Raw genomic sequence first — 19,064 nt, 5'->3', positions numbered from 1 at the left:
GACGGCATCGCGATGGGCCACTCGGGCATGCTCTACTCGCTGCCCTCCCGCGAGATCATCGCGGACTCCGTGGAGTACATGGTCAACGCGCACCAAGCCGACGCCCTCGTCTGCATCTCCAACTGCGACAAGATCACGCCGGGCATGCTCAACGCCGCCATGCGCCTCAACATCCCCACCGTGTTCGTCTCCGGCGGGCCGATGGAGGCCGGCAAAGCCGTGGTCGTCGGCGGCGTCGCCCAGGCCCCCACCGACCTCCTGACCGCGATCGCCGCGTCGGCGTCGAAGGACGTGGACGACAGCGCCCTCACCGCCGTCGAACAGGTCGCGTGCCCCACGTGCGGTTCGTGCTCCGGCATGTTCACCGCGAACTCCATGAACTGCCTCACCGAAGCACTGGGCCTGTCACTGCCCGGCAACGGCTCCACACTGGCGACCCACGGCACGCGACGAGAACTCTTCCAAGAGGCCGGCCGCACGGTGATGTCGCTGTGCAAGCGCTGGTACGGCGAGGACGACGCGTCGGCGCTGCCCCGCTCGATCGCCACCCGCGCCGCGTTCGAGAACGCGATGGCGCTCGACATGGCCATGGGCGGCTCGACCAACACCGTGCTGCACATCCTCGCCGCCGCACAGGAAGGCGAGGTCGACTTCACGATCAGCGACATCGACGCCATCGGCCGCCGCGTGCCGTGCCTGTCGAAGGTGGCGCCGAACTCCGATTACCACATGGAAGACGTCCACCGCGCCGGCGGCATCCCCGCCATCCTGGGCGAGCTCTGGCGTGCCGGGCTGCTCCACGAGAACGTGCACACCGTCCACGCCGCGTCACTGTCGGACTGGCTGTCCACTTGGGACATTCGCGCCGCCTCGCCGTCCGCCGCGGCGGTCGAGCTCTACCACGCGGCGCCGGGCGGCGTCCGCACCACGCAAGCGTTCTCCACGGACAACCGCTGGTCCTCACTCGACACCGACGCCGCCGGCGGCTGCATCCGCGACCTCGACCACGCCTACACCGCGGACGGCGGCCTCGCGGTGTTGCGCGGCAACCTCGCCGAAAACGGCGCCATCATCAAAACGGCCGGCGTTCCCGAAGGCATCCTCCGCTTCGAAGGCCCCGCCCTGGTCGTCGAAAGCCAGGAAGAAGCCGTATCCGCTATCCTCACCAAGCGAATCAAACCTGGCGACGTGCTGGTCGTGCGCTACGAAGGCCCCGCCGGCGGCCCCGGGATGCAGGAGATGCTCCACCCCACGGCGTTCCTCAAAGGCACCGGCCTCGGCGCCAAGTGCGCCCTCGTCACCGACGGGCGGTTCTCCGGCGCATCGAGCGGCATCTCCGTCGGGCACGTCGCGCCTGAAGCCGCGGCCGGCGGAGCAATCGGACTCGTCGAGAACGGCGACCGGATCATCATCGACGTCCGCGAGCGGGTACTCCGGCTCGACGTCCCCGTCGAAGTCCTGGCCGAACGCCGCGCGAAGATGGACGCATCAGAGCGACCGTGGACTCCGACGGATCGCGATCGTCCGGTCTCGAAGGCTCTGCGCGCCTACGCCGCCATGGCGACCTCGGCCGACACCGGCGCTGTGCGGCGAGTCCTCTAGCCGGCCGGCAGAAGCGGTACACCCGTGGCGGTCGCCCTGATTCCTGCGATACCGGGCTCAGGGCGACCGCGGGCAGCTCCGGCGCAGGATCGTTCCGGATTGCTTTGCTGATCGTCAGTTGTTGTCGGCGTCAGCGATCAATTCGGCCGGCACTGGTAGGCCGAGGTGTTCGAGGAGAGCGGCCAGCTCGGCGTCGAGTTCTCGCCCGACCTGGGCGATGCGCGGATCGTGAAAGCTGTCGAATCGGGTGCTGGGCTGATCGATCGTGAACCAGGTTCGGTCGTCGTGGTCCACGTAGATCGCGGTGCGCAATGGCGCGTAGAGCATCACCGAGGGGTCGTGCCGGAACATGCGCTGGGCGTAGACGTGATTGCCCATCAGGTATTCTGCGCACGGACGCGATTCGGCGGCCAGTTCCATCAGAGAGCCGACGTCGGTGCCCCAGTACCGAATGAAGCTGTGCGGGGCGTTTTCCTCAGTGGCCTCCCGGACGACGTCCCAGCTGGCCCGTTCCTTCTTGAATTGCTCGATTCGAGCGGCGTCGAGCACCGGCACCGCGCGTTCGTAATCTTCTCGGAATTCCGAAAAGGTTGTCGTCACGGGGATGGTCAGGCGGAGCACCTCGTGTGCGAAAGTCTGGATGGAATGGGGATCACTGGCGGGCATGGCGTTGCCGTCCTTCGATGGTCATGGCTGTAGCTCGACGGGAGTCGGGGGAACCGGTGAGACAAGCGAGGATGGCGGCCACGGTGCCGATCGGCGACGGCACCGTGGCGGCCTGTCAGTCGCGGAGGAAGTCAAGCACCTGCTGTACGAACAGCTCGTGGTACTGGAAGATCCCGCCGTGGCCCGCGTCCGGGTAGATGCTCAACGTGGCGTTGGGCAGCAGCCGCGCGAGGTTGAACGAGCTGATCGTCGGCACCAGGATGTCGTTGTCGCCGTTGACGACCAGGACGGGCTTGTCCACGTCGGCCAGACCGGCGGGTGAGGTGCCCTGCTCCCATTTCGTGGCCGCGGTCAGCTGGGCACCGATCGTCTCGTCCGTCACCGGCGTGTCGCGGTCCTCGGTACGCTCGTCCAGGCGAGAGATAAAGGCATCCGCGGCTGCCTGGCTGCGGGGCGTCGGCGAGAAGAAGAGAAAGTGCTTGGGGTGCTTGCCTTCAGTGGCCGACCTCCCGAAAGCGCTCTGCAGCCCGGCGCCCCAGCCGGCAGGCCCTTCGTCACCGGCGGGCGAGGTGCCGGCCAGGACGATCCGCCGGACCAGATCGGGTCGCTGCTGGGCGACCGCCTGGGCCACCATGCCGCCCAGGGAAAAGCCCAGCAGATCGACCGTGTCCAGCCCGAGAGCCTCCAGGAAGGCCACCGCGTCGGCGGCCATCGCCTCGATGCTGTCGGGGGTGGTGCCGCCGGAGCCGCCGACGCCCCGGAGATCCACCACGATGACGCGTCGCTCGGCCGCGAAGCCGTCGACCACGGCGGGGTCCCAGTCGTCGAGCACCGCGGTGATGTGGTTCAGCAACACCAGCGGCACGCCGGCGGCCGGGCCCAGCTCGCGGTACGCGAACGGCGTTCCGCCGACGTCCACCGTCTCGGCCGGTGCTTGCACAAAACTCGCTGCCATGTCTTGCCTTTCTTGCGCGGTGGTTCCGCGCTCTTCGAGGGGAATCCGCCTCTTGGCGCTGTCCGACAGCCTCGCCGGGATCGGCGGGGAGCCGCTTCCGTCGGAAGACCACCGCCGGGCAGCGCGTCACTCCGCAGCAGGCAGTCATTCCCCCATGCCACCGCCTTATGTGCAGGTCGGCGCAGCCAGGACGACGTGACGAAATCAGGTTTCACGATGATCTTCGCGCGCTGAACCGATTGAGATCCCCACCGGGCCACCGATCGACGGAAATCCCCTTGCCCGTTACCGTGCAATCGGCACTGGAGGCGCATTTCACATGCTCAGGGCCGGATCGATGAGCCGCAGTCTCACTGACAGTCATTCGACCTATGCGAATGGATTCCGTCATGCCGACACTGATAGGACAGCCGGGTTTGGGCTGGTGATGGCGAGCCGGCCTCCACCGTTCTCGGTCGCCGCTCCGCTTCCATGATCTGCCGAAGAGTAACGAGGAGCACCATGTCACAGATCGTCCTTGTTACCGGGGCTTCCAGTGACCTCGGAGCTGCCACCGCCAATGCGCTGGTCGGTTCAGGCCACACCGCGTACGCGGGGATCAGCCCGGCTGTCGTCCACCTGGCCGGCCGCCTTGCCGAGCCGAGCGGCCACGGGTCCCGCCTGCGCCCCATTTCGTTGGACGTGGCCGACCAACGCTCGGTCTCGACCGCGGTCGATCACATCTTGGCGGAAGCCGGAAGAATCGACGCAGTGGTCCACGCCGTCGGCCCGGTGCCCCGGGGGCCGCTCGAATCCTTCACCCCTTACCAGCTGGCGCAGATCTACGACGCGCATGTGCTGTCCACCCAGCGCGTCAACCGTTGCGTGCTGCCGCAGATGCGCGAGCGGCAGGATGGCCTGCTGGTGTGGGTGGTGCCGGCGAACCACGATGCCGAGGGCGCGCCCTACCTTGCGCTGCACTCCGAAGCGGTCACGATGATCGACCATCTCGCAGCGAGTTACGCCCAGGAGCTGACCGAGTTCGGGGTCGAGACCACGATCGTCGTCCCGGGTTTCCTGGTCCCCGAGAGCGGCTCGCACGTACGCACCGTCCGCCCGGACGACGCCGAGACGGCTCAAGCCTATGAAGGCCGATACCCCGGCCTGGTCCACCGGGTGGACTCGAAGCTGGCCGCGCAGGCGCTCACCGGCGCGGAGGTCGCCCTCGCGGCCCAGGCCATCGCGGCTGCCGTCGGCAGCCCCAAGGGCACCCGTCCACTGAGGATCACTCCTCGCCGGCCCGACGCCGGATCCGGCAAGGGCGCCGTGTGCTGAGGCGGCGTCCACCTGGTCCGACCGGCGAAGGGTCGGGTGATGCGTCGTACATCACTGTGGCGGCGTCATTTCTCCAGGGCCTCGAGCGCGTCGCGAAGTGCGGCTCTGGAGGTGATCCCGAGCTTGGGAAAGATCTGGTACAGGTGTGCACCGATGGTCCGGTGCGAAAGGTACAGGCGCTCGGCGATCTGCTTGTTGCTCAAGCCGGACGCCGCGAGATCCGCGATCTCCCGCTCCTGGGGCGTGAGCACTTCTCCGCTCGCCGTGGTTCTCGGTGCGCCCCATCCGGTGGCACGCAGCTCCTTGGCCGCACGGTCGGCCCAGGGACTGGCGCCGAGCAACGTAAAGGCGTCGTAGGCCAGACGCAGTGGCTCTCGGGAGTCGGCGTTCGCGCGGGCACGTCGCAGTCGTTCCCCATACGCCAGGTGAACGCGGGCCAGGTCGAAAGGCCACCTTTCGACTCCCGGCAATTTCAGCGCCTCCTCGAACAGGCGCACCGCCTCGTCGTCGTCGGTGGCGCACAACGCCGCCGAACCCGCGGCGAGCAGGCTGAGCCGCGGGGACAGCGCAGCGATGTCGGCCTCCCGCATGGCGCGCACGTGAGCGACGGCGGCGGTCTGCCGGTCGGTCCGTACCGCGGCTTCGACGACGTCCAACGCCACCCACAACGCATGCGGCACGTGGGAGGCGAACGTACCCGCCGGGCTGATCGCCGTCGCGTTCTGGTAGGCGCTTTCGAAGTCACCGCGGCCGGAGTCGGCGACTGTGCGGACGTGCCGGGCGTAGTGCAGTGCTACCCCCACTCTCCTGGGTGTGGCCCAGCGGATGATCTGGTCAGTCAAGCGGTCGACGGCTTCGTCGTCACCGCGGGCCGCGGCGACGACGGCCCGGCAGTACCAGAAGTACCAAGTGAAGAAGTGGTACCCGGAGTCCTGGCACACCTGGGTTCCTTCGTCGGCCAGTTCCAGGCATTCGTCCCACCTGCCGGTGAGGTAATCGTCCAGGCACAGGTGCATCAGCGCGCCGACGTGCCGGCGCGGCGGACCGCCGTCGCGCCCTTGGAGAACAACTCGCCACGACGGCTCGCGGACATCTGCCAGGCGATCGACGTAGAGCGCGCCAGTGCCGGCGCGAACGATCCGGCCGGGGTCGGATTCCTTCTGCAGGTCGCTCAGAACGGATTCCAGCTGATCCAGAGCCCCGGCACCGGAACGGACTGGGTCGGAGAAGGTCTTGGCAGCCACCGACAGCAGGGCGGGCGGCTCCGGTCGCAGGCGTCGGAGGGTCGCGTACAAAGGATCCCACAGTTCCGCGCGGCCGCTGAAGAAACAGAGGAGCAGCAGCAGGTGGAGCGCGTCGATGAGGGCGCCGTCCTGGGCGTCGTAGCGGTGCGTGCCGGACTCGATGGCGCCGGCCAGCAGTCGGTGGGCGGTGTCGATGTCCCCGTCGCCGTTGATGATCAAGAAGACGGCGGCGGCCGCGAAGTGGAGCGAGCCGATCAGCTCCGGGTCGGCCAAGCGGGCACCTTCGAGCAGTTCCGAGGCGTTGCGGAGTTGCCCAGTCGCGTCGGCGCCGATGTAGGCGGCCTCAGCAAGCCGACGAGCGCGATTCGAGCTGTGCGGGCTCAGATCGGCCGCCCGTACCAGCGCCGCGACCGCTCCGACGGCGTCTCCGCGGGCCGCGATGCTGCGTGCCGCCTGGTCCAACAGACCGGCCACCTGCTCATCCGGCTCGACGGAAGCCTCGCCGAGGTGCCAGGCCCGCCGCTCGGGCTGGCTCACCAGCACGTGGGCCAACGCTCGATGGGCCGCCCGGCGCTCGGCACTCGTGCAGGCATCCACCACCGCCGACCGGATCAAGGGGTGCCGGAAAACGAGCCGGCGCGTGCCTTCGTCGAAAGCCACCAGCCCATCCTGCTCGGCCGAAGCGAGGTCCTCGAGGTCGGATTCGTAGCCGGCCTCGCGCGCCGTCGCCTGCAGGACCGCGAGATTGCCGGTTCCCTCCAGCGTCGCGAGCAGCAACAGCCGCCGTGCGGCGAGCGAGAGGACGGACACCCGAGAGACGAACAACGCCTGAAGCCTTAGGCTGAGCGGAAGTATTACGGGAAGGCTCTCCAGGGCCACACGCTGCTCCCCGCTCAGCACCGTGGGCAACTCGAGCAGAGCCAGCGGGTTCCCTTCGGCCACCGACAGCAGTCGCTGACGCACTCGAGCGGCCAGCGTCGGGAATCGAGTGTTGAGCAAGAGGTGTGAGGACTCTTCGTCCAACGGCGGCACCTCGTACTCGGGCAGGCCACCGCGGTTGAAGAAGGTCTCACTACCCGAGCGCATGGCGCCGAGGAAGGTGACGCGGGTGCCGTTGAGCCTGCGGGCGACGAAGCCCAGCACGGCGGCGCTGGCCCGATCAAGCCACGGCAGGTCGTCGACGATCAGGAGCAGCGGGCCGGCTTTGGCCACGTGACGCAGGAGCATGAGAGTCGCGTTCGACACGACGAGCCGTTCCGGCGGTGCTCCGCTCCCGAAACCCAGGGCGACTTGCAGCGCATCGGCGTGTGCCGTGTCGAGTTCGCCGAACGCCTCGTACAGGGGGAAGAGAACCTGGTTCAGCCCGGAATAACTGACGTCGGCCTCGAACTCGACGCCGGCGGCACGCAGGACCCGTGAGCCACTCGCGACCGCGGTTTCGGCAACGGCATCGAGCAGGACGGTCTTGCCCACCCCCGCCGCGCCCGACAACAGGAGCGCCCCACCGCGATCTGTGGCGGCGAGGAAGCCGCGGATTCTCTCCAACGCCACGCCGCGCCCCACCAGGGAATCGACACCACCGTGGTCGAAAAGATCGTTGTCGCCCACCGGATCACGCTCCCCCGCCTGCACGGCCCGTCGGCAATTCCCGGCCCGGCACCCGGCCTCGCGGGCCGGACTGTCCACAAGCGATTCGCCGGTGTGCAGATATGGCTGTCAACGTAGGCGATCCTTCACTCCTACCGCGCGGAGTGCTGACGTCAGCCGTTGTGCAGACGTGGCGCTAAAGCAGTGGTTCCGCGTTCGGGTGGTCAATAATTTTGGACGATGCTCCACAGCATCGCGTGAAACTTCGCGTGGTCACGGGCGGGAATCGAGGACAGGCGGCGCATGATCGCCGTATCGCGGGCGATGGCGACCTGGTCTTTCACCTCGACGCCTTTCGCGGTTGCCCTCGGAATGCGCACACGCCGGTCACGGGCGGAGAGTTCGCGGACGACGAGCCCGTCGCGCTCCATCCGGTCGAGAATCGACACCAACGTGGTCTTGTCGACACCGAGTTCCGTGGCGATCTCCAACTGCGTCCGCTCCGGACCGTTGCTGATCAGCTCGAGAACGAGCCAGTCGCGCAGATCGGCCAGCCCCGCATCCCGCGAGACCTCGTTGAACGCGTCGCCGAGCGCTGCCGCCGCGCGGTGAGCCAGCCAGGTCAGGTCGCCGATCGCCGAGGTGGCGTCGGGTGGCGGCAACTCGTCGCGGCGCCCGCTCTTCGGAGACACTGCGCGACCGTATCATCCGCAGCTGGATCATCCGACCTCGGATCGATTTTCCTCAGATGATCCGATGACATACGGTCCACTTGGCAGACATGATGGGGTGCCTCCTCCGTCGGGAGCGCCGGGTCCGTTCGGGCGGAACCACTCGCGCACTCAGCGTCGCAGCCTAAAAGGAGGACGGAGCGAAAACATGGCTCAAGATCCGGAAGACTTTGCCGATTCACCACAGCCGCCGCCTTACGGCGAGCACGATGCGCTCTCGGACGTGTTGCAGGCGATTCACCTGCAGGGTGGCGAGGTGCGCCGCCGATCGAGCCCGCGTGAGCGGCATCCGGCCGGGGCCAGGGTGCTGCACCTCGTCGAGGAGGGCGGGATCAGCGTCGAGGTGGCGGGCGAAGACACGGTGGAGCTGGGTGCAGGAGACCTGGTGCTGCTCGCGCGAGGTGATGCCCACATCGTCCGAGCGACGCCGCACACGACCTGGGTGACCGGGGAGTTCGTGGTCGAGACGGTTGTCGCCGCGCCACTGCTCGGCGTTCTGCCGGCGGCGATCGTGATCCGCGGCGACGCGCGATCGGCGGCGTGGCTCCTGCCCATCAGGGAGCTCCTCGTGTTCGAGGTGACGAACTCGGCACCCGGCACCCGCGTGATGGTTTCGAGAGCGCTCGATCTGCTCTTCATCTGGTCGCTGCGGTCGTGGGCCTCAGCCGGCGATGTGCGCAACGCCGGCTGGCTGACGGCAGCGCTCGACCCGGTGCTCGCACCGGTCCTCACCGCGATCCACCGGGACCCCGGCCGTGACTGGCCCGTCGACGAGCTGGCGCGGCTCACGTCGCTGTCGCGTTCGGCGTTCGCGACGCGGTTCGCCGAGTCGGTCGGGGAAACGCCCGGTTCGTACGTATTGCGGTGCCGGCTGGGCCACGCGGCGCACCTGCTGCGCGGCACGGCCGACCCAGTCGGCCGGATCGCCGCCCGCGTGGGCTACATCTCGGAAGCCGCCTTCAGCCGGGCGTTTTCTCGTGCCTACGGCAGTTCGCCACGGTCATGGCGCGGCGGGGCCGGCTCTGCTTCGCTCGAAGGAACGCCGGAATAAATCGGCCTATACCGGACGACACCGCCGGGTTGGCCGGCGGTGTCGTCCGGTTCACGTCACCGGGTGCCCGCGACGGCCCGCTCGATGAGGTTGACAACGATCCCCGGGTTGGTCACCTGTGCGGCGTGGGGAGTGTTGGCCTCGACGATGTGGGAGTGGGCGCGGGTGGCCATGAAGCGCTCGGCGGCCGTGGGAATCAAGTGGTCGGCGGTGGAGACGAGGGTCCACGAGGGGATCGTCTTCCAGCCCGGCTCGCCGGCGAGGCTCTCGCCCAGGGCCGCCGAGGCGACGGGGTTCTGCGTAGCGGCGAGTTCCGCGGCGGTGGCCGCGGAGACGCGGTTGCTGAAGAACAGGTCCCGGTACTGGGCCGCCTTGGCGTACAGCTCGATCTCGGGATCGCCGTGGGGGTTGGGGTAGGGGACGGGGACGGGGCTGAGGGCGGTGGGAGGCATCGCGGTGGGGTCGGTGCTGATGTGGCTGCCCGGGAATTGCCCAGTCAGGGTCGTGACGTTTTCATTCATGTCCGGCTCGAAGGCCGAGATGTAGACCAGAGCCTTGACGTTGGGGTTGCCCGTGGCGGCACTGGTGATGACGGCTCCGCCGTAGGACTGCCCGACCAGGACGATCGGGCCCTGGATGGTCTTGAGGTAGGAAGCCAGCAAGGCGGAATCGCCGGAGAGGCTGCGCAGGGCCGTCGGCGGGGCGACGACCGGGTAGCCGGCCGCCTGCAGGGACCTGGTCACATCGCCCCAGCTCTGGGAGTTCGACCAGGCTCCGTCGACGAGGACGATCGTCGGCTTCGGAGCCGCGGCCGGGTGCGAGAGCGCGACAGGCGCGGCCTGGGGGGCCGGTGCGGCCGATGCCAGCGTGGTCACGCCGGCGACGAGGGCGATCCCGGTCGCGCCGAGGACGGCGGAGCGGAAAACACGACGTTTACGCACGGTTTCTCCTTGTTCGGAACAATTGTCATTGCTGTCCGCAGACGTGTCCGCCTGCGGGGGTTCGTGGTGCTGGGTCCGGAGGCGTCGACGCTCAGACACGGGCGGCGGCGTGTTCCTCGGCCCAGTTCAGGGCGTAGTCGGCGACTTCTTGCCAGCCGTCCTGGCCGATGATGAAGTGCGAGCGCCCGGGGAATTCCTTGTACTCGGTGACGGCCGCGGACTTGCTGGAGAGCCGCCAGTTGGCCTTGTTGACCTTGGGTGGCACGAGGTGGTCGGCCTCCCCCGCGATGAACAGGAGCGGGGCCTGGCGCTTGCGGAAATCGACGCGGGTCGCGGCGCGGGGGTTGAAGTTGCCGAACGCCCCCTGGAAGAGCACGCGGGCCGAGCCAGGGACGGCGTACCGCTCGTAGCGCGCAGCGGACTCGCTCTCGGTGAGCGTGTTGGTGACGGCGTAGTGGAACTGCTCCGGCGTCAGCGCGACCGCTTTGTTCTTGTTGGCCGGGTTCCCGAGGACCGGGAAGGTCGACTTGAGGGTCGACAGCGGCAGCGGAAGGACACCCTTGACGGCTGCCGAGTCGATGGCGATGCCGACCCTGCCCAGCCCGCGGTCGAGCAGGAGCTGCACGACGGTGCCGCCGAACGAGTGGCCCATGATGATCGGCGGTCGATCCAGCGAGCGGATGACGCTCTGGTAGTGGTCGACCACCTCGCGAAGGCCGACGCCCGCGATACCCGCGGGATCACGCCGGAGCTCCTCCACCTCGCGATCGAGCCCCGGCCAGGCCGGGGTGAACACCCGGTATCCCCGGGCCTCGTAATGGTGTTTCCACCCCTCCCAGCTGCGCGGGTTCACCCAGAGGCCGTGAACGAGCACAATCGTGTCGGCCTCGTCGGCGGAGAAATCATTCATGCGAATCTTCCCTTTGAATAGGACGCTGTCTTCACTGGAGCAGGCCTGACCGGCGCTCCTCGAAAGCCGCCTCGATGCGGGCCGAGCACGCACCCCCGGCGGTTCTCAGGATCCAGTCCCGCCCTGCTCGCCCGCTTCCGTCGGATGGCCACAGGGAATCGGCGCCGTCTCGCCGCCTCGGACAGTCGTTCGACAGGTGCGGGTGTCGCGCAGGTCGGCCGCGCGTGGCGGCGCGCGTTACCCGGCTCCCGTGCCGGGCCCCGGTTCGCATCCGCTGGGCTTCGCGGCCGGCGTGGTCACCACGAGCGCGGTCCGAATCACCCCCGCCATACCCGGACAAAAGGAACGAGCATCGGTCGCAGGTGGACAGTGCGCCGCGGACAGAAGCCCACGGATGAAGGCGAAACCAGTCAAATGACAGTGACCGCGACAGTCGCGAATCCGCTACCTTCCGGCGGAATGCCCGCGTGACCCTGCGTCGAGAATGAGGATTCATGTCGAACGAGCCGGTCGTTCTGCTGCACGGCTTCTACCACGGAGCGTGGGCTTGGACGGAGGTGATCGCCGAGCTGGCAGGGCAGGGCCGCACCGCGGTCGCGGTCGACATGGCGGCGCACGGTCTCCACGCGACGTCTCCGGCATCCGCCGCCCGGCGTCCGTTCGACCCGGCCGCCTACGCCACGGAACCGTCGCCGGTCTCGGGGGTCGGGCTGGACGCCGCCGCCGACCTTCTGGTGGCGCAACTGGACAGCGTCGGCAGGGGAAAGCCGGTCTGCGTGGTGGCGCACAGCATGGGGGGTGCGGTGCTGAGCAGAGCAGCGGAACGGCGGCCCGAGCTCGTCGCGCACATGGTGTATCTGGCTGCGTACATGCCGGCCTCGAACACGCCGTGCCTCGACTACCCGTCGCTGCCCGAGGGCCGTGACAACCGGTTCATGCAGTTGCTGGTCGGTGACCCGGCGGCCATCGGCGCGCTGCGGATCGACCACCGCAGTCCGGATCCCGAGGCCCAGGCGGCCATCCGCGAAGCCTTCTACGGAGACGTCGAACCTTCCCAGGCGGCGGCCGCGACCGCGCTGCTCAGCTGCGACGCGCCGCTGGCCATGGTGGCCGAGAGCACCACGTTGACCGAACAGGGCTGGGGCTCGATTCCCCGTACGTACGTGGTGTGCACGGAGGACCGCGCCATTCCGGCCGGGCTGCAGCGGCTCTTCGTCGCTCAAGCGGACACGACGTTCCCCTCGAACCCCACGACGGTCGTCGAGCTGCCCACGGCGCACTCGGCGTTCCTGTCGGCGCCGGCGCGCGTCGCGGGCATCATCGCGGACCGCGCGGCCGCGACCGGCCGGCGGTGACCGGGTAACCACGGCCACGACGGTCCGCTCCCGCATCGACAGCCGGCCGGCCGGATCCGGCCACGTCCTCGGCAAAGCCCGCGGCCGGGCTATTTCCGGCGGCTCCCGCGGCCGACGAGAGCGAGGAAACCGATCGTGATGACGCCCGCGGTCGCGCAGATCGTCCAGGCGAGAACGTAGGCCCCTTCGCTGGCGATTCTCGTGCCGGGCAGCGTCATGCTGGACAGGACGAAGACGAAGACCGCGCCGCCCAGGCTGCCGCCGATCGCCCGCGTCGTGTTGTACATCCCGGTGGCCATCGCGATCTCGTCGGAAGGGCTGTGCTCGGCGATCATCGCCGGGAGCGCGGCGAACGCCAGCGACGTGCCCAGGGTCGACAGCGGAGTCACGACCACGAAAAGCACAACGGAATCGTGCTGCACGATGAAGATGATCTGCACGACCACGTCGATGAAGATGCCTGCGATCGCGGTGCGGGTGCCACCGATGGCGCGGCTCAACCGGGACATCAACAACGCGCCGATTCCCCCGGCCAGGCCGGCGACCACGAGTACCTGGGCGAGGACAATGGCCGGAAGTTTCAGCCCGTATCCGACCTTCGCGGGATCCGCGGAGAGGAACGTCAAGCCGACCGTCTGAGAGCCGATCAGAGCGAGGCCGAGGGTGATCGCCGCGAGGTACCAGCGGAGCAGCTGCGGGCGAACCAACGCGCGCACGTCGACGAGCGGGGAAATCCGCGCACCCCCGTCCTTCCCGTTCACGTTGCCGACGCCTGCGGACGGCGTCTTCGGGTCCGCACTGGGTTCGGTCCTCTCGACCTTCAGCACGTACGGGAGCGTTCGTTTTCCTTCAGCTTCGAAGCTTTCGACTGCTCGCTCGCGTAGCTCAGCTGATGCCTCACCTCACGAGGGAGTGACGCCTCAGCGGATGCTTCGATGCGGTGCCTTGTCGAACACAACACCAACCGAAGCCCCCAGCGTTCGCCCACCTCTCCGAGTTCACCGTTGCTGTGAAGAACAAGGAGCGCCGCGTAACCGGCCTCAGCGCGAGAATCCATCGCGCCGGCATCAACCCGTTCCCGGACGGTTCCGCCGACTCGGTGCCGCCGTGCGGCATTCGGCGTAATTCCGGAACGTCTGCCACACGCCGGTCCGATTTCGATGGTTTCCTCGTACCCGGCTCGGCGATGGGGGTGAACAACCGGATGAGCGACCCGATATCGGACAAAGCGAACAATGCAGAAGCCCGCGTCGATCAATTAGTCGCGCAAGCGAAGCAGAAAGCGCAGCGCTACCGCGCGATGCAGCAGGCTGTTGAGCAGGTCGTGGTGTCGGCAGCCAGCAAAGACGGCACCGCCACGGTCACCGTCGACTCCGCCGGCAACGTCAGCGACCTGCGGATCACCGATCGCGTCCGGGAGATGTCCGGCGATCAGGTCGCGAAAGCGGTGCTGTCCGCGCTGCGCACCGCGCAGTCGAAGCTGCCGGACCGGCTCAGCGAGGTCATGGCGGACACCATCGGCGACGATCCGCAGACCCGCGACACCATCGTCGGCAGCTACCGAGCGAAGTTCCCGGAGCCGGAACCCGAGCCAGCCGAAACTCCGCCGGCGCCGACCAGCCGGATCGGCCGGCTCGCCGACGAACCTGAGGCCGCGCCGCCGCCACCGCCGCCGCCGCGCCCGCAGGCCCCGCCGCTGCGCCCGCCGGCCCCGTCCGACGATGACGACGACGGCTGGGGCGGCCCGGTCATGATCCGCGAATAGCCGGGACGAGAGGCGACCATGCCGGACGGTGCGACCAACGGCGGCGGCTACCAAGTCCGCCCGGACGAACTGCTCGCCCATGCGAAAGCGGTCGAGCAGGTCGGGCAGACATTGGGGCAGGCGCTCGCCGCGGCCGAGCAGGTCACCATGGGCGTGCAGGCGTACGGCCTGATCTGCGGCCCGCTCTTCGTGCCGATGGTGCTCGCGGTCAGCACTCCCGGCCTGGTCACCCTCGGCGCCGCGCAGCAGGCCATGGGCACGCTGTCGCAGTCGATCCAGCAGGCGGCGAAGACCTACCAGGACACCGAACAGGCGCACTCGCAGCGGATCACCAGCCTCGGCAAGGACCTGCCGTGAGCAATCCGCTGGTCGCCGCCAAACAGGACTCGACGACCTGGCACACCGGCATCAACGTCCTCGACGACGCGATCGGTGCCTACGACGGCATCAAGTCCGGTTCGTGGATCGAGGGCGGCATCGCCGCGCTCGGGACCGCGATGGACCTGCTGACCATCGCGATGAACCCGGTCGGCACGCTCATCTCCTACGGCCTCAACTGGCTGATCGAGCACGTCCAGCCGTTGCAGGACGCGCTGAACCAACTGGCCGGCGATGCCGACCAGATCACCGCCTACTCGCAGACCTGGGGCAACATCGCGAAGGCCGTGGAAAAAGCGGCCAAAGACCTCGGCGACAGCGTGCAGAAGGACACTGCGCACTGGACCGGCCAGGCCGCGGACGCCTACCGCGCGAACGTCAAGAACAAGATCGACCACCTCAATGCGGCCGCGACCTGCGCGAGCGGGATCAGCATCGTGGTTCAGATCGTCGGGGTGATCACCGCCGCGGTGCGCGCCATGGTCCGCGACATGATCACCCAGGCGGTCGGCGATTTCATCCAGGACGCGCTGGAGGAGGTCTGCTCGCTCGGGCTCGGCACGCCGGTCGTGGTGGCGCAGGTGGTCGAGCAGGTTTCGGCGTGGATCGAGAAGATCGGCGCGCTGATCAAGAAGCTGATCAACTCGGTCGAGAAGCTGCGGCCGCTGATGTCGAAGCTCGAAGAGATCTTCGCCGCGGTCAAGAAGGTGATGTCCGAGCTGCACGGACGTCCCGGTGAAGACGGCACGCACGTCTCGTCGGCCGAACCCGGCCACTCCGGCCCGCACGAACCCGGCGCCCCGCACGACGGGACCTCGCCTTCGTCCACGCCGGAGCCGGACGGCAGCGTCCCCGACGGCACGCCGCCCGGAAACCACGGCGCCGACCCGAACGCGCCCGGCAGCCACGATCCGGAGGCGGCCGGCGGGCAGAAGTCCGAGGGAACCGGCGGCTGCGACGGCAAGGGCGGCGACCCGGTCGACGCAGTGTCCGGCCAGATGATCACCGCGGGCACCGACGTCGAGCTACCCGGGCTGCTGCCGCTGGTGCTGAACCGCGCGTACGCCTCCGGTTACGCCGACGGTCGTTCCTTCGGCCCCGGCTGGGCGTCCACACTGGACGAACGGCTGGTGCTGACCGACGACTTCGTCCGGTACTACGGCACGGACGCGGAAGTGCTCAGCTACATCCATCCCGCCCGCGACGGCTCTCCGGTGCTGCCGAGCTTCGGCGCCCGCTGGCCGTTGAGCTGGGATGCCGCCGCGGAAACCTTCCTGCTCGTCGACCAGGAATCCGGCTGGACCCGCCGGTTCGCCGCGCACCCCACGGCGCCGAGGGAGTGGCAGATCGACTCGCTGTCGGACCGCAGCGGGCACCGCGTCGACTACCTGCGCGACGAAACCGGCCGTCCGCTCGCGGTCACGCATTCCGGCGGCTACCGGGTCGGCGTCGACACCGTCGACGGCGCGGACGGCCTCCGCATCGCCGGATACCGCCTGCTCGGCGGCGCCGAACACGGCGAAGATGTGCCGATCGTGTCGTTCCGCTACGACCGGCGCGGCCGGCTGTCCGGCATCGTGAACTCGACCGGCGCGCCTTACCAGTACGACTACGACGACGCGGACCGGATCGTCGCCTGGACCGACCGCACCGGCTACCGCTACGAGTACGAATACGGCCCGGACGGACGCGTCGTCCGCGGCGCCGGCCTCGACGGGTACCTCGACGCGACCTTCGACTACGACCTGGCCGGCCGGGTCACCATCGTCACCGACAGCCTCGGCCGGCGCACCGAATACCACTACGACGAGCACAACCACATCACCGCGGTGGTCGACCCGAACGGCGGTGTCGAACGCCCTGAGTTCGACCGGTTCCACCGTCTGCTGTCCTTTACGGACAAGAACGGTGCGGTCACCCGCTACGAACGTGACGAGAACGGCGACCCGACGCGGATCGGATACCCCGACGGCACCGCGCTCACCATCGAGTACGACCCGCGCTGGCGGCTGCCGGTCACCGTGACCCAGCCGAACGGCGCGGTCTGGCAGCACACCTACGACGACGCCGCCCGCATCGTGTCCACAGTGGATCCGCTGGGCGCGGTTGCGACCAGCGAACTGGACGAGCGAGGCCACCTGGCCGCCACCGTCGAACCGGACGGCGCCCGCTGGACGTACACCAGCAACGGCGCCGGACGCCCGCTGTCGATCACCTCGCCGGACGGCGAAACCACCACGTTCCGGCTCGACGGCTTCGGCCGGGCGATCGAAGCGACCGACCCACGCGGCCGCACCACCCGGTACGGCTGGACTCGCGAAGGCGCGCTGACCTGGCGCGTCGCCGCCAACGGCGACCGCGAGGAACGGTTCTACGATCTCGAAGGCAGCTTGGTCCGAGCCCGCTCGGCCACTGGCGCGACCACGGTTTTCGAACGCGGCCCGTTCGGCCTGCTCGCCGCGCGCACCGGCCAGGACGGCATCAGGCACACCTTCACCCACGACACCGAACTGCGGCTCACCGGCGTCCGCAACCCGGCCGGGCAAACCTGGTCCTACCGCTACGATCCGGCGGGAAACCTGATCGGCGAACAGGATTTCACCGGCCGCGCGCTCGAATACCGGGTCGATGCGATGGGCGCGATGATCTCGCGCGCCGAAGCGGGCGGCGCAGTGACCGAGCTGACCCGCGACTTCCGCGGCCGAGTGTCCCGGGAGACCTTCGGCGAAACGACCATCGCCTACGAGTACGACGACGGCGGCCGCCTGCGCCGGGTCGCCGACGGCGCCGTCGAAGTGACCTACGAACGCGACCTGCTCGGCCGCCCGGTTGCCGAGTCCGTCAACGGCCGCGTGCTGCGCAACGAATACGACTCGACCGGCCGCCGCGTCCGCCGGATCACCCCGTCCGGGGTCGAAGCACGGTGGCAGTACGACCAGCTGCGCCGGGAAACCGCGATGACCGGGACCGCCGGAACGGTCGCCTTCGAGTACCGGGAAGGCCGGGAAGTGCTCCGCCGCCTCGGCGAAAACGCGAGCCTGGCCCAGACGCACGACGAACTGGGCCGCCTCACCGGTCAAACGCTCGTGTCCGCCGGGCAACCGAATCGCGCGCTCCAGGAACGCAGTTTCCGCTACCGCGCCGACGGTCAGGTGCTCGCGATCGACGACCGGGTGCACGGCGCCCGCGTCTTCCAGCTCACCCCGGGCGGGCGCGTCACCGGCGTGCAGGCCGCCACCTGGACCGAGCAGTACGCCTACGACACACTGGGAAACCTGGTCTCCGCGCAACCAGGTCCGTCCACAGAGGATGCTTCCGATGTGGCCGGCCCCCGCGCGGTCGAAGGAATGCTGCTGCGCAGCGCGGGCCGGACTTCCTACTCCTACGACGCTTCCGGCCGGCTCGTCCGCGAAATCCGCCGCGGCCTGTCCGGTCAACGCCGAATCCGCGATTACGTGTGGAACGACCGCGACCAGCTGATCGGCATCACCACCCCGGACGGCACCCGCTGGCGGTACCGCTACGACCCGTTCGGCCGCCGGATCGCCAAACACCGACTTGCCCCCGACGGCAGCATCGCCGAAGAAACCACGTTCTCCTGGGACGGCACCGTCCTGGCCGAAGCCGCCCATACCGTCGACGGCCGGACCTCCGTCACGTCCTGGGACTACCGCGGCGGCTCGGCCGAACCCATCGCGCAAACCACCCGCTCCTGGCTGGCCGACGCGCCCACGGCGGCCATCGACACCCGCTTCTACGCCATCGTCGCCGACCTGATCGGCGCACCGACCGAACTGGTCGACGCGACCGGCCGGGTCGCCTGGTACCGGACAAGCGGCCTGTGGGGCAACACCATCGCGATGTCCACTTCGGACGGAACCGGCTGCCCGCTCCGCTTCCCAGGCCAGTACTACGACGACGAAACCGGACTGCACTACAACGTCCACCGCTACTACGACCCGCACACCGCGCGGTACCTGTCGCCGGACCCGATCGGACTGGCCCCGTCCGCGAACCACTACACCTACGTCGCGAACCCGCTCGCGGTGGCCGACCCGCTGGGCCTCGCCGGCTACCGGGACCCGGCGAGCCAGCAATGGGCACACGACCCGTCGCTGCCGCCCGCCGACCACATTCACAACCGCGGCACCGAATACCCCGGCGGCTACTGGCAGTCCACGCATGATGAGATGGCGACGAAGTGGACCACGGAGGGCCGAGCGCTGGGCGACGTCCCGCGGGACGCGAGCGGCGCCCGCATTCCACACGAACAGCTGAACTGGGTCGACGCGCAGGGCCGCCCGATTCCGTACTACGACGCGAACGGCGAGCGGAACCTGACCTACGAACACGTTCCGCCGGTCGTCGAGCACTGGAACGCCGAAGGCCACAACATGACCGACGCGGAGCGCAAGGCCTGGTACAACAACACCGACGACATGGAAGCCATGGGCAAATCGCAGAACTCGTCCGAAGGCGCGCAGCTCACCGAGCGCTATGCGGACACGGAGCCGGGACCGCGGCATCCGTGTACCTTGCACTGACAAGGGCAAGATCGGGAGGCG

Annotated in this window: 14 protein-coding genes; 7 read left to right on the top strand and 7 right to left on the bottom strand. The window is 68.8% G+C overall.

Annotated elements, in window-relative coordinates; all coding sequences use genetic code 11:
- On the top strand, positions 1-1,602 hold a 1,602-nt coding region (gene ilvD, locus ABZU76_RS26790), incomplete at its 5' end, for a dihydroxy-acid dehydratase (protein ID WP_354874194.1).
- A 114-nt stretch (positions 1,603-1,716) separates the two neighbouring features.
- On the opposite strand, the gene ABZU76_RS26785 is transcribed toward ilvD, so the two are convergent.
- Both ABZU76_RS26785 and ABZU76_RS26780 read right to left on the bottom strand, forming a co-directional pair.
- Entirely contained in the window at positions 1,717-2,268 is a 552-nt protein-coding gene (locus tag ABZU76_RS26785) for a DUF302 domain-containing protein (protein ID WP_354874192.1), read from the bottom strand.
- 115 nt (positions 2,269-2,383) lie between these two features.
- Entirely contained in the window at positions 2,384-3,223 is an 840-nt protein-coding gene (locus ABZU76_RS26780) for an alpha/beta hydrolase (RefSeq protein WP_354874190.1), read from the bottom strand.
- Positions 3,224-3,724: 501 nt separating this feature from the next.
- On the opposite strand from ABZU76_RS26780, the gene ABZU76_RS26775 reads away from it, so the two are divergent.
- On the top strand, positions 3,725-4,537 hold the full coding sequence (locus ABZU76_RS26775) for an SDR family NAD(P)-dependent oxidoreductase (protein WP_354874188.1): 813 nt from the start codon (positions 3,725-3,727) through the stop codon (positions 4,535-4,537).
- Positions 4,538-4,602: 65 nt separating this feature from the next.
- Here the strand turns inward: ABZU76_RS26775 and ABZU76_RS26770 are convergent, their stop codons facing one another.
- On the bottom strand, positions 4,603-7,389 hold the full coding sequence (locus tag ABZU76_RS26770; RefSeq protein WP_354874186.1) for an AAA family ATPase: 2,787 nt from the start codon (positions 7,387-7,389) through the stop codon (positions 4,603-4,605).
- Between the two features lie 203 nt (positions 7,390-7,592).
- Positions 7,593-8,030 (bottom strand): MarR family transcriptional regulator, encoded by a 438-nt coding sequence (locus tag ABZU76_RS26765; RefSeq protein WP_354874184.1) that lies wholly within the window; start codon positions 8,028-8,030, stop codon positions 7,593-7,595.
- A gap of 94 nt (positions 8,031-8,124) precedes the next feature.
- Here ABZU76_RS26765 and ABZU76_RS26760 point away from each other — a divergent pair, with 94 nt between their 5' ends.
- A complete protein-coding gene (locus ABZU76_RS26760) occupies positions 8,125-9,150 on the top strand; it encodes an AraC family transcriptional regulator (protein ID WP_354874220.1) in 1,026 nt (341 codons plus the stop codon).
- A 56-nt stretch (positions 9,151-9,206) separates the two neighbouring features.
- Here ABZU76_RS26760 and ABZU76_RS26755 read toward each other — a convergent pair whose 3' ends face one another.
- Both ABZU76_RS26755 and ABZU76_RS26750 read right to left on the bottom strand, forming a co-directional pair.
- A complete protein-coding gene (locus ABZU76_RS26755; RefSeq protein WP_354874182.1) occupies positions 9,207-10,091 on the bottom strand; it encodes an alpha/beta hydrolase in 885 nt (294 codons plus the stop codon).
- A gap of 91 nt (positions 10,092-10,182) precedes the next feature.
- Positions 10,183-11,001, bottom strand: a complete 819-nt coding sequence (locus tag ABZU76_RS26750; RefSeq protein ID WP_354874180.1) for an alpha/beta hydrolase — start codon at positions 10,999-11,001, stop codon at positions 10,183-10,185.
- 494 nt (positions 11,002-11,495) lie between these two features.
- Here ABZU76_RS26750 and ABZU76_RS26745 point away from each other — a divergent pair, with 494 nt between their 5' ends.
- Positions 11,496-12,356, top strand: coding sequence for an alpha/beta fold hydrolase (locus ABZU76_RS26745; protein WP_354874178.1), 861 nt, complete (start codon positions 11,496-11,498; stop codon positions 12,354-12,356).
- An 89-nt stretch (positions 12,357-12,445) separates the two neighbouring features.
- Here ABZU76_RS26745 and ABZU76_RS26740 read toward each other — a convergent pair whose 3' ends face one another.
- Positions 12,446-13,183, bottom strand: a complete 738-nt coding sequence (locus ABZU76_RS26740) for an MFS transporter (RefSeq protein ID WP_354874176.1) — start codon at positions 13,181-13,183, stop codon at positions 12,446-12,448.
- A gap of 182 nt (positions 13,184-13,365) precedes the next feature.
- Here ABZU76_RS26740 and ABZU76_RS26735 point away from each other — a divergent pair, with 182 nt between their 5' ends.
- Genes ABZU76_RS26735 through ABZU76_RS26725 form a run of 3 tightly spaced genes read left to right on the top strand, consistent with a single transcriptional unit; the run spans position 13,366 to position 19,043 of the window.
- The gene (locus tag ABZU76_RS26735) at positions 13,366-14,121 is read left to right on the top strand and encodes a YbaB/EbfC family nucleoid-associated protein (protein WP_354874174.1); all 756 of its coding nucleotides are present in this window, start codon (positions 13,366-13,368) and stop codon (positions 14,119-14,121) included.
- 18 nt (positions 14,122-14,139) lie between these two features.
- Positions 14,140-14,478, top strand: coding sequence for a type VII secretion target (locus tag ABZU76_RS26730; protein ID WP_354874172.1), 339 nt, complete (start codon positions 14,140-14,142; stop codon positions 14,476-14,478).
- Positions 14,475-19,043 (top strand): RHS repeat-associated core domain-containing protein, encoded by a 4,569-nt coding sequence (locus tag ABZU76_RS26725; protein ID WP_354874170.1) that lies wholly within the window; start codon positions 14,475-14,477, stop codon positions 19,041-19,043. The genes ABZU76_RS26730 and ABZU76_RS26725 overlap by 4 nt, the downstream gene beginning before the upstream one ends.
- Positions 19,044-19,064 lie beyond the last annotated feature (21 nt).

Source organism: Amycolatopsis sp. NPDC005232 (genome assembly GCF_040607795.1).
Lineage (GTDB): Bacteria > Actinomycetota > Actinomycetes > Mycobacteriales > Pseudonocardiaceae > Amycolatopsis.
This window is presented reverse-complemented; position numbering and strand designations above follow the sequence as displayed.

Coding starts and splice junctions, on each gene's coding strand:
- ABZU76_RS26785 (WP_354874192.1), bottom strand. CDS start 2,268: ATGCCCGCCAGTGATCCCCATTCCATCCAGACTTTCGCACACGAGGTG.
- ABZU76_RS26780 (WP_354874190.1), bottom strand. CDS start 3,223: ATGGCAGCGAGTTTTGTGCAAGCACCGGCCGAGACGGTGGACGTCGGC.
- ABZU76_RS26775 (WP_354874188.1), top strand. CDS start 3,725: ATGTCACAGATCGTCCTTGTTACCGGGGCTTCCAGTGACCTCGGAGCT.
- ABZU76_RS26760 (WP_354874220.1), top strand. CDS start 8,125: ATGACATACGGTCCACTTGGCAGACATGATGGGGTGCCTCCTCCGTCG.
- ABZU76_RS26750 (WP_354874180.1), bottom strand. CDS start 11,001: ATGAATGATTTCTCCGCCGACGAGGCCGACACGATTGTGCTCGTTCAC.
- ABZU76_RS26745 (WP_354874178.1), top strand. CDS start 11,496: ATGTCGAACGAGCCGGTCGTTCTGCTGCACGGCTTCTACCACGGAGCG.
- ABZU76_RS26730 (WP_354874172.1), top strand. CDS start 14,140: ATGCCGGACGGTGCGACCAACGGCGGCGGCTACCAAGTCCGCCCGGAC.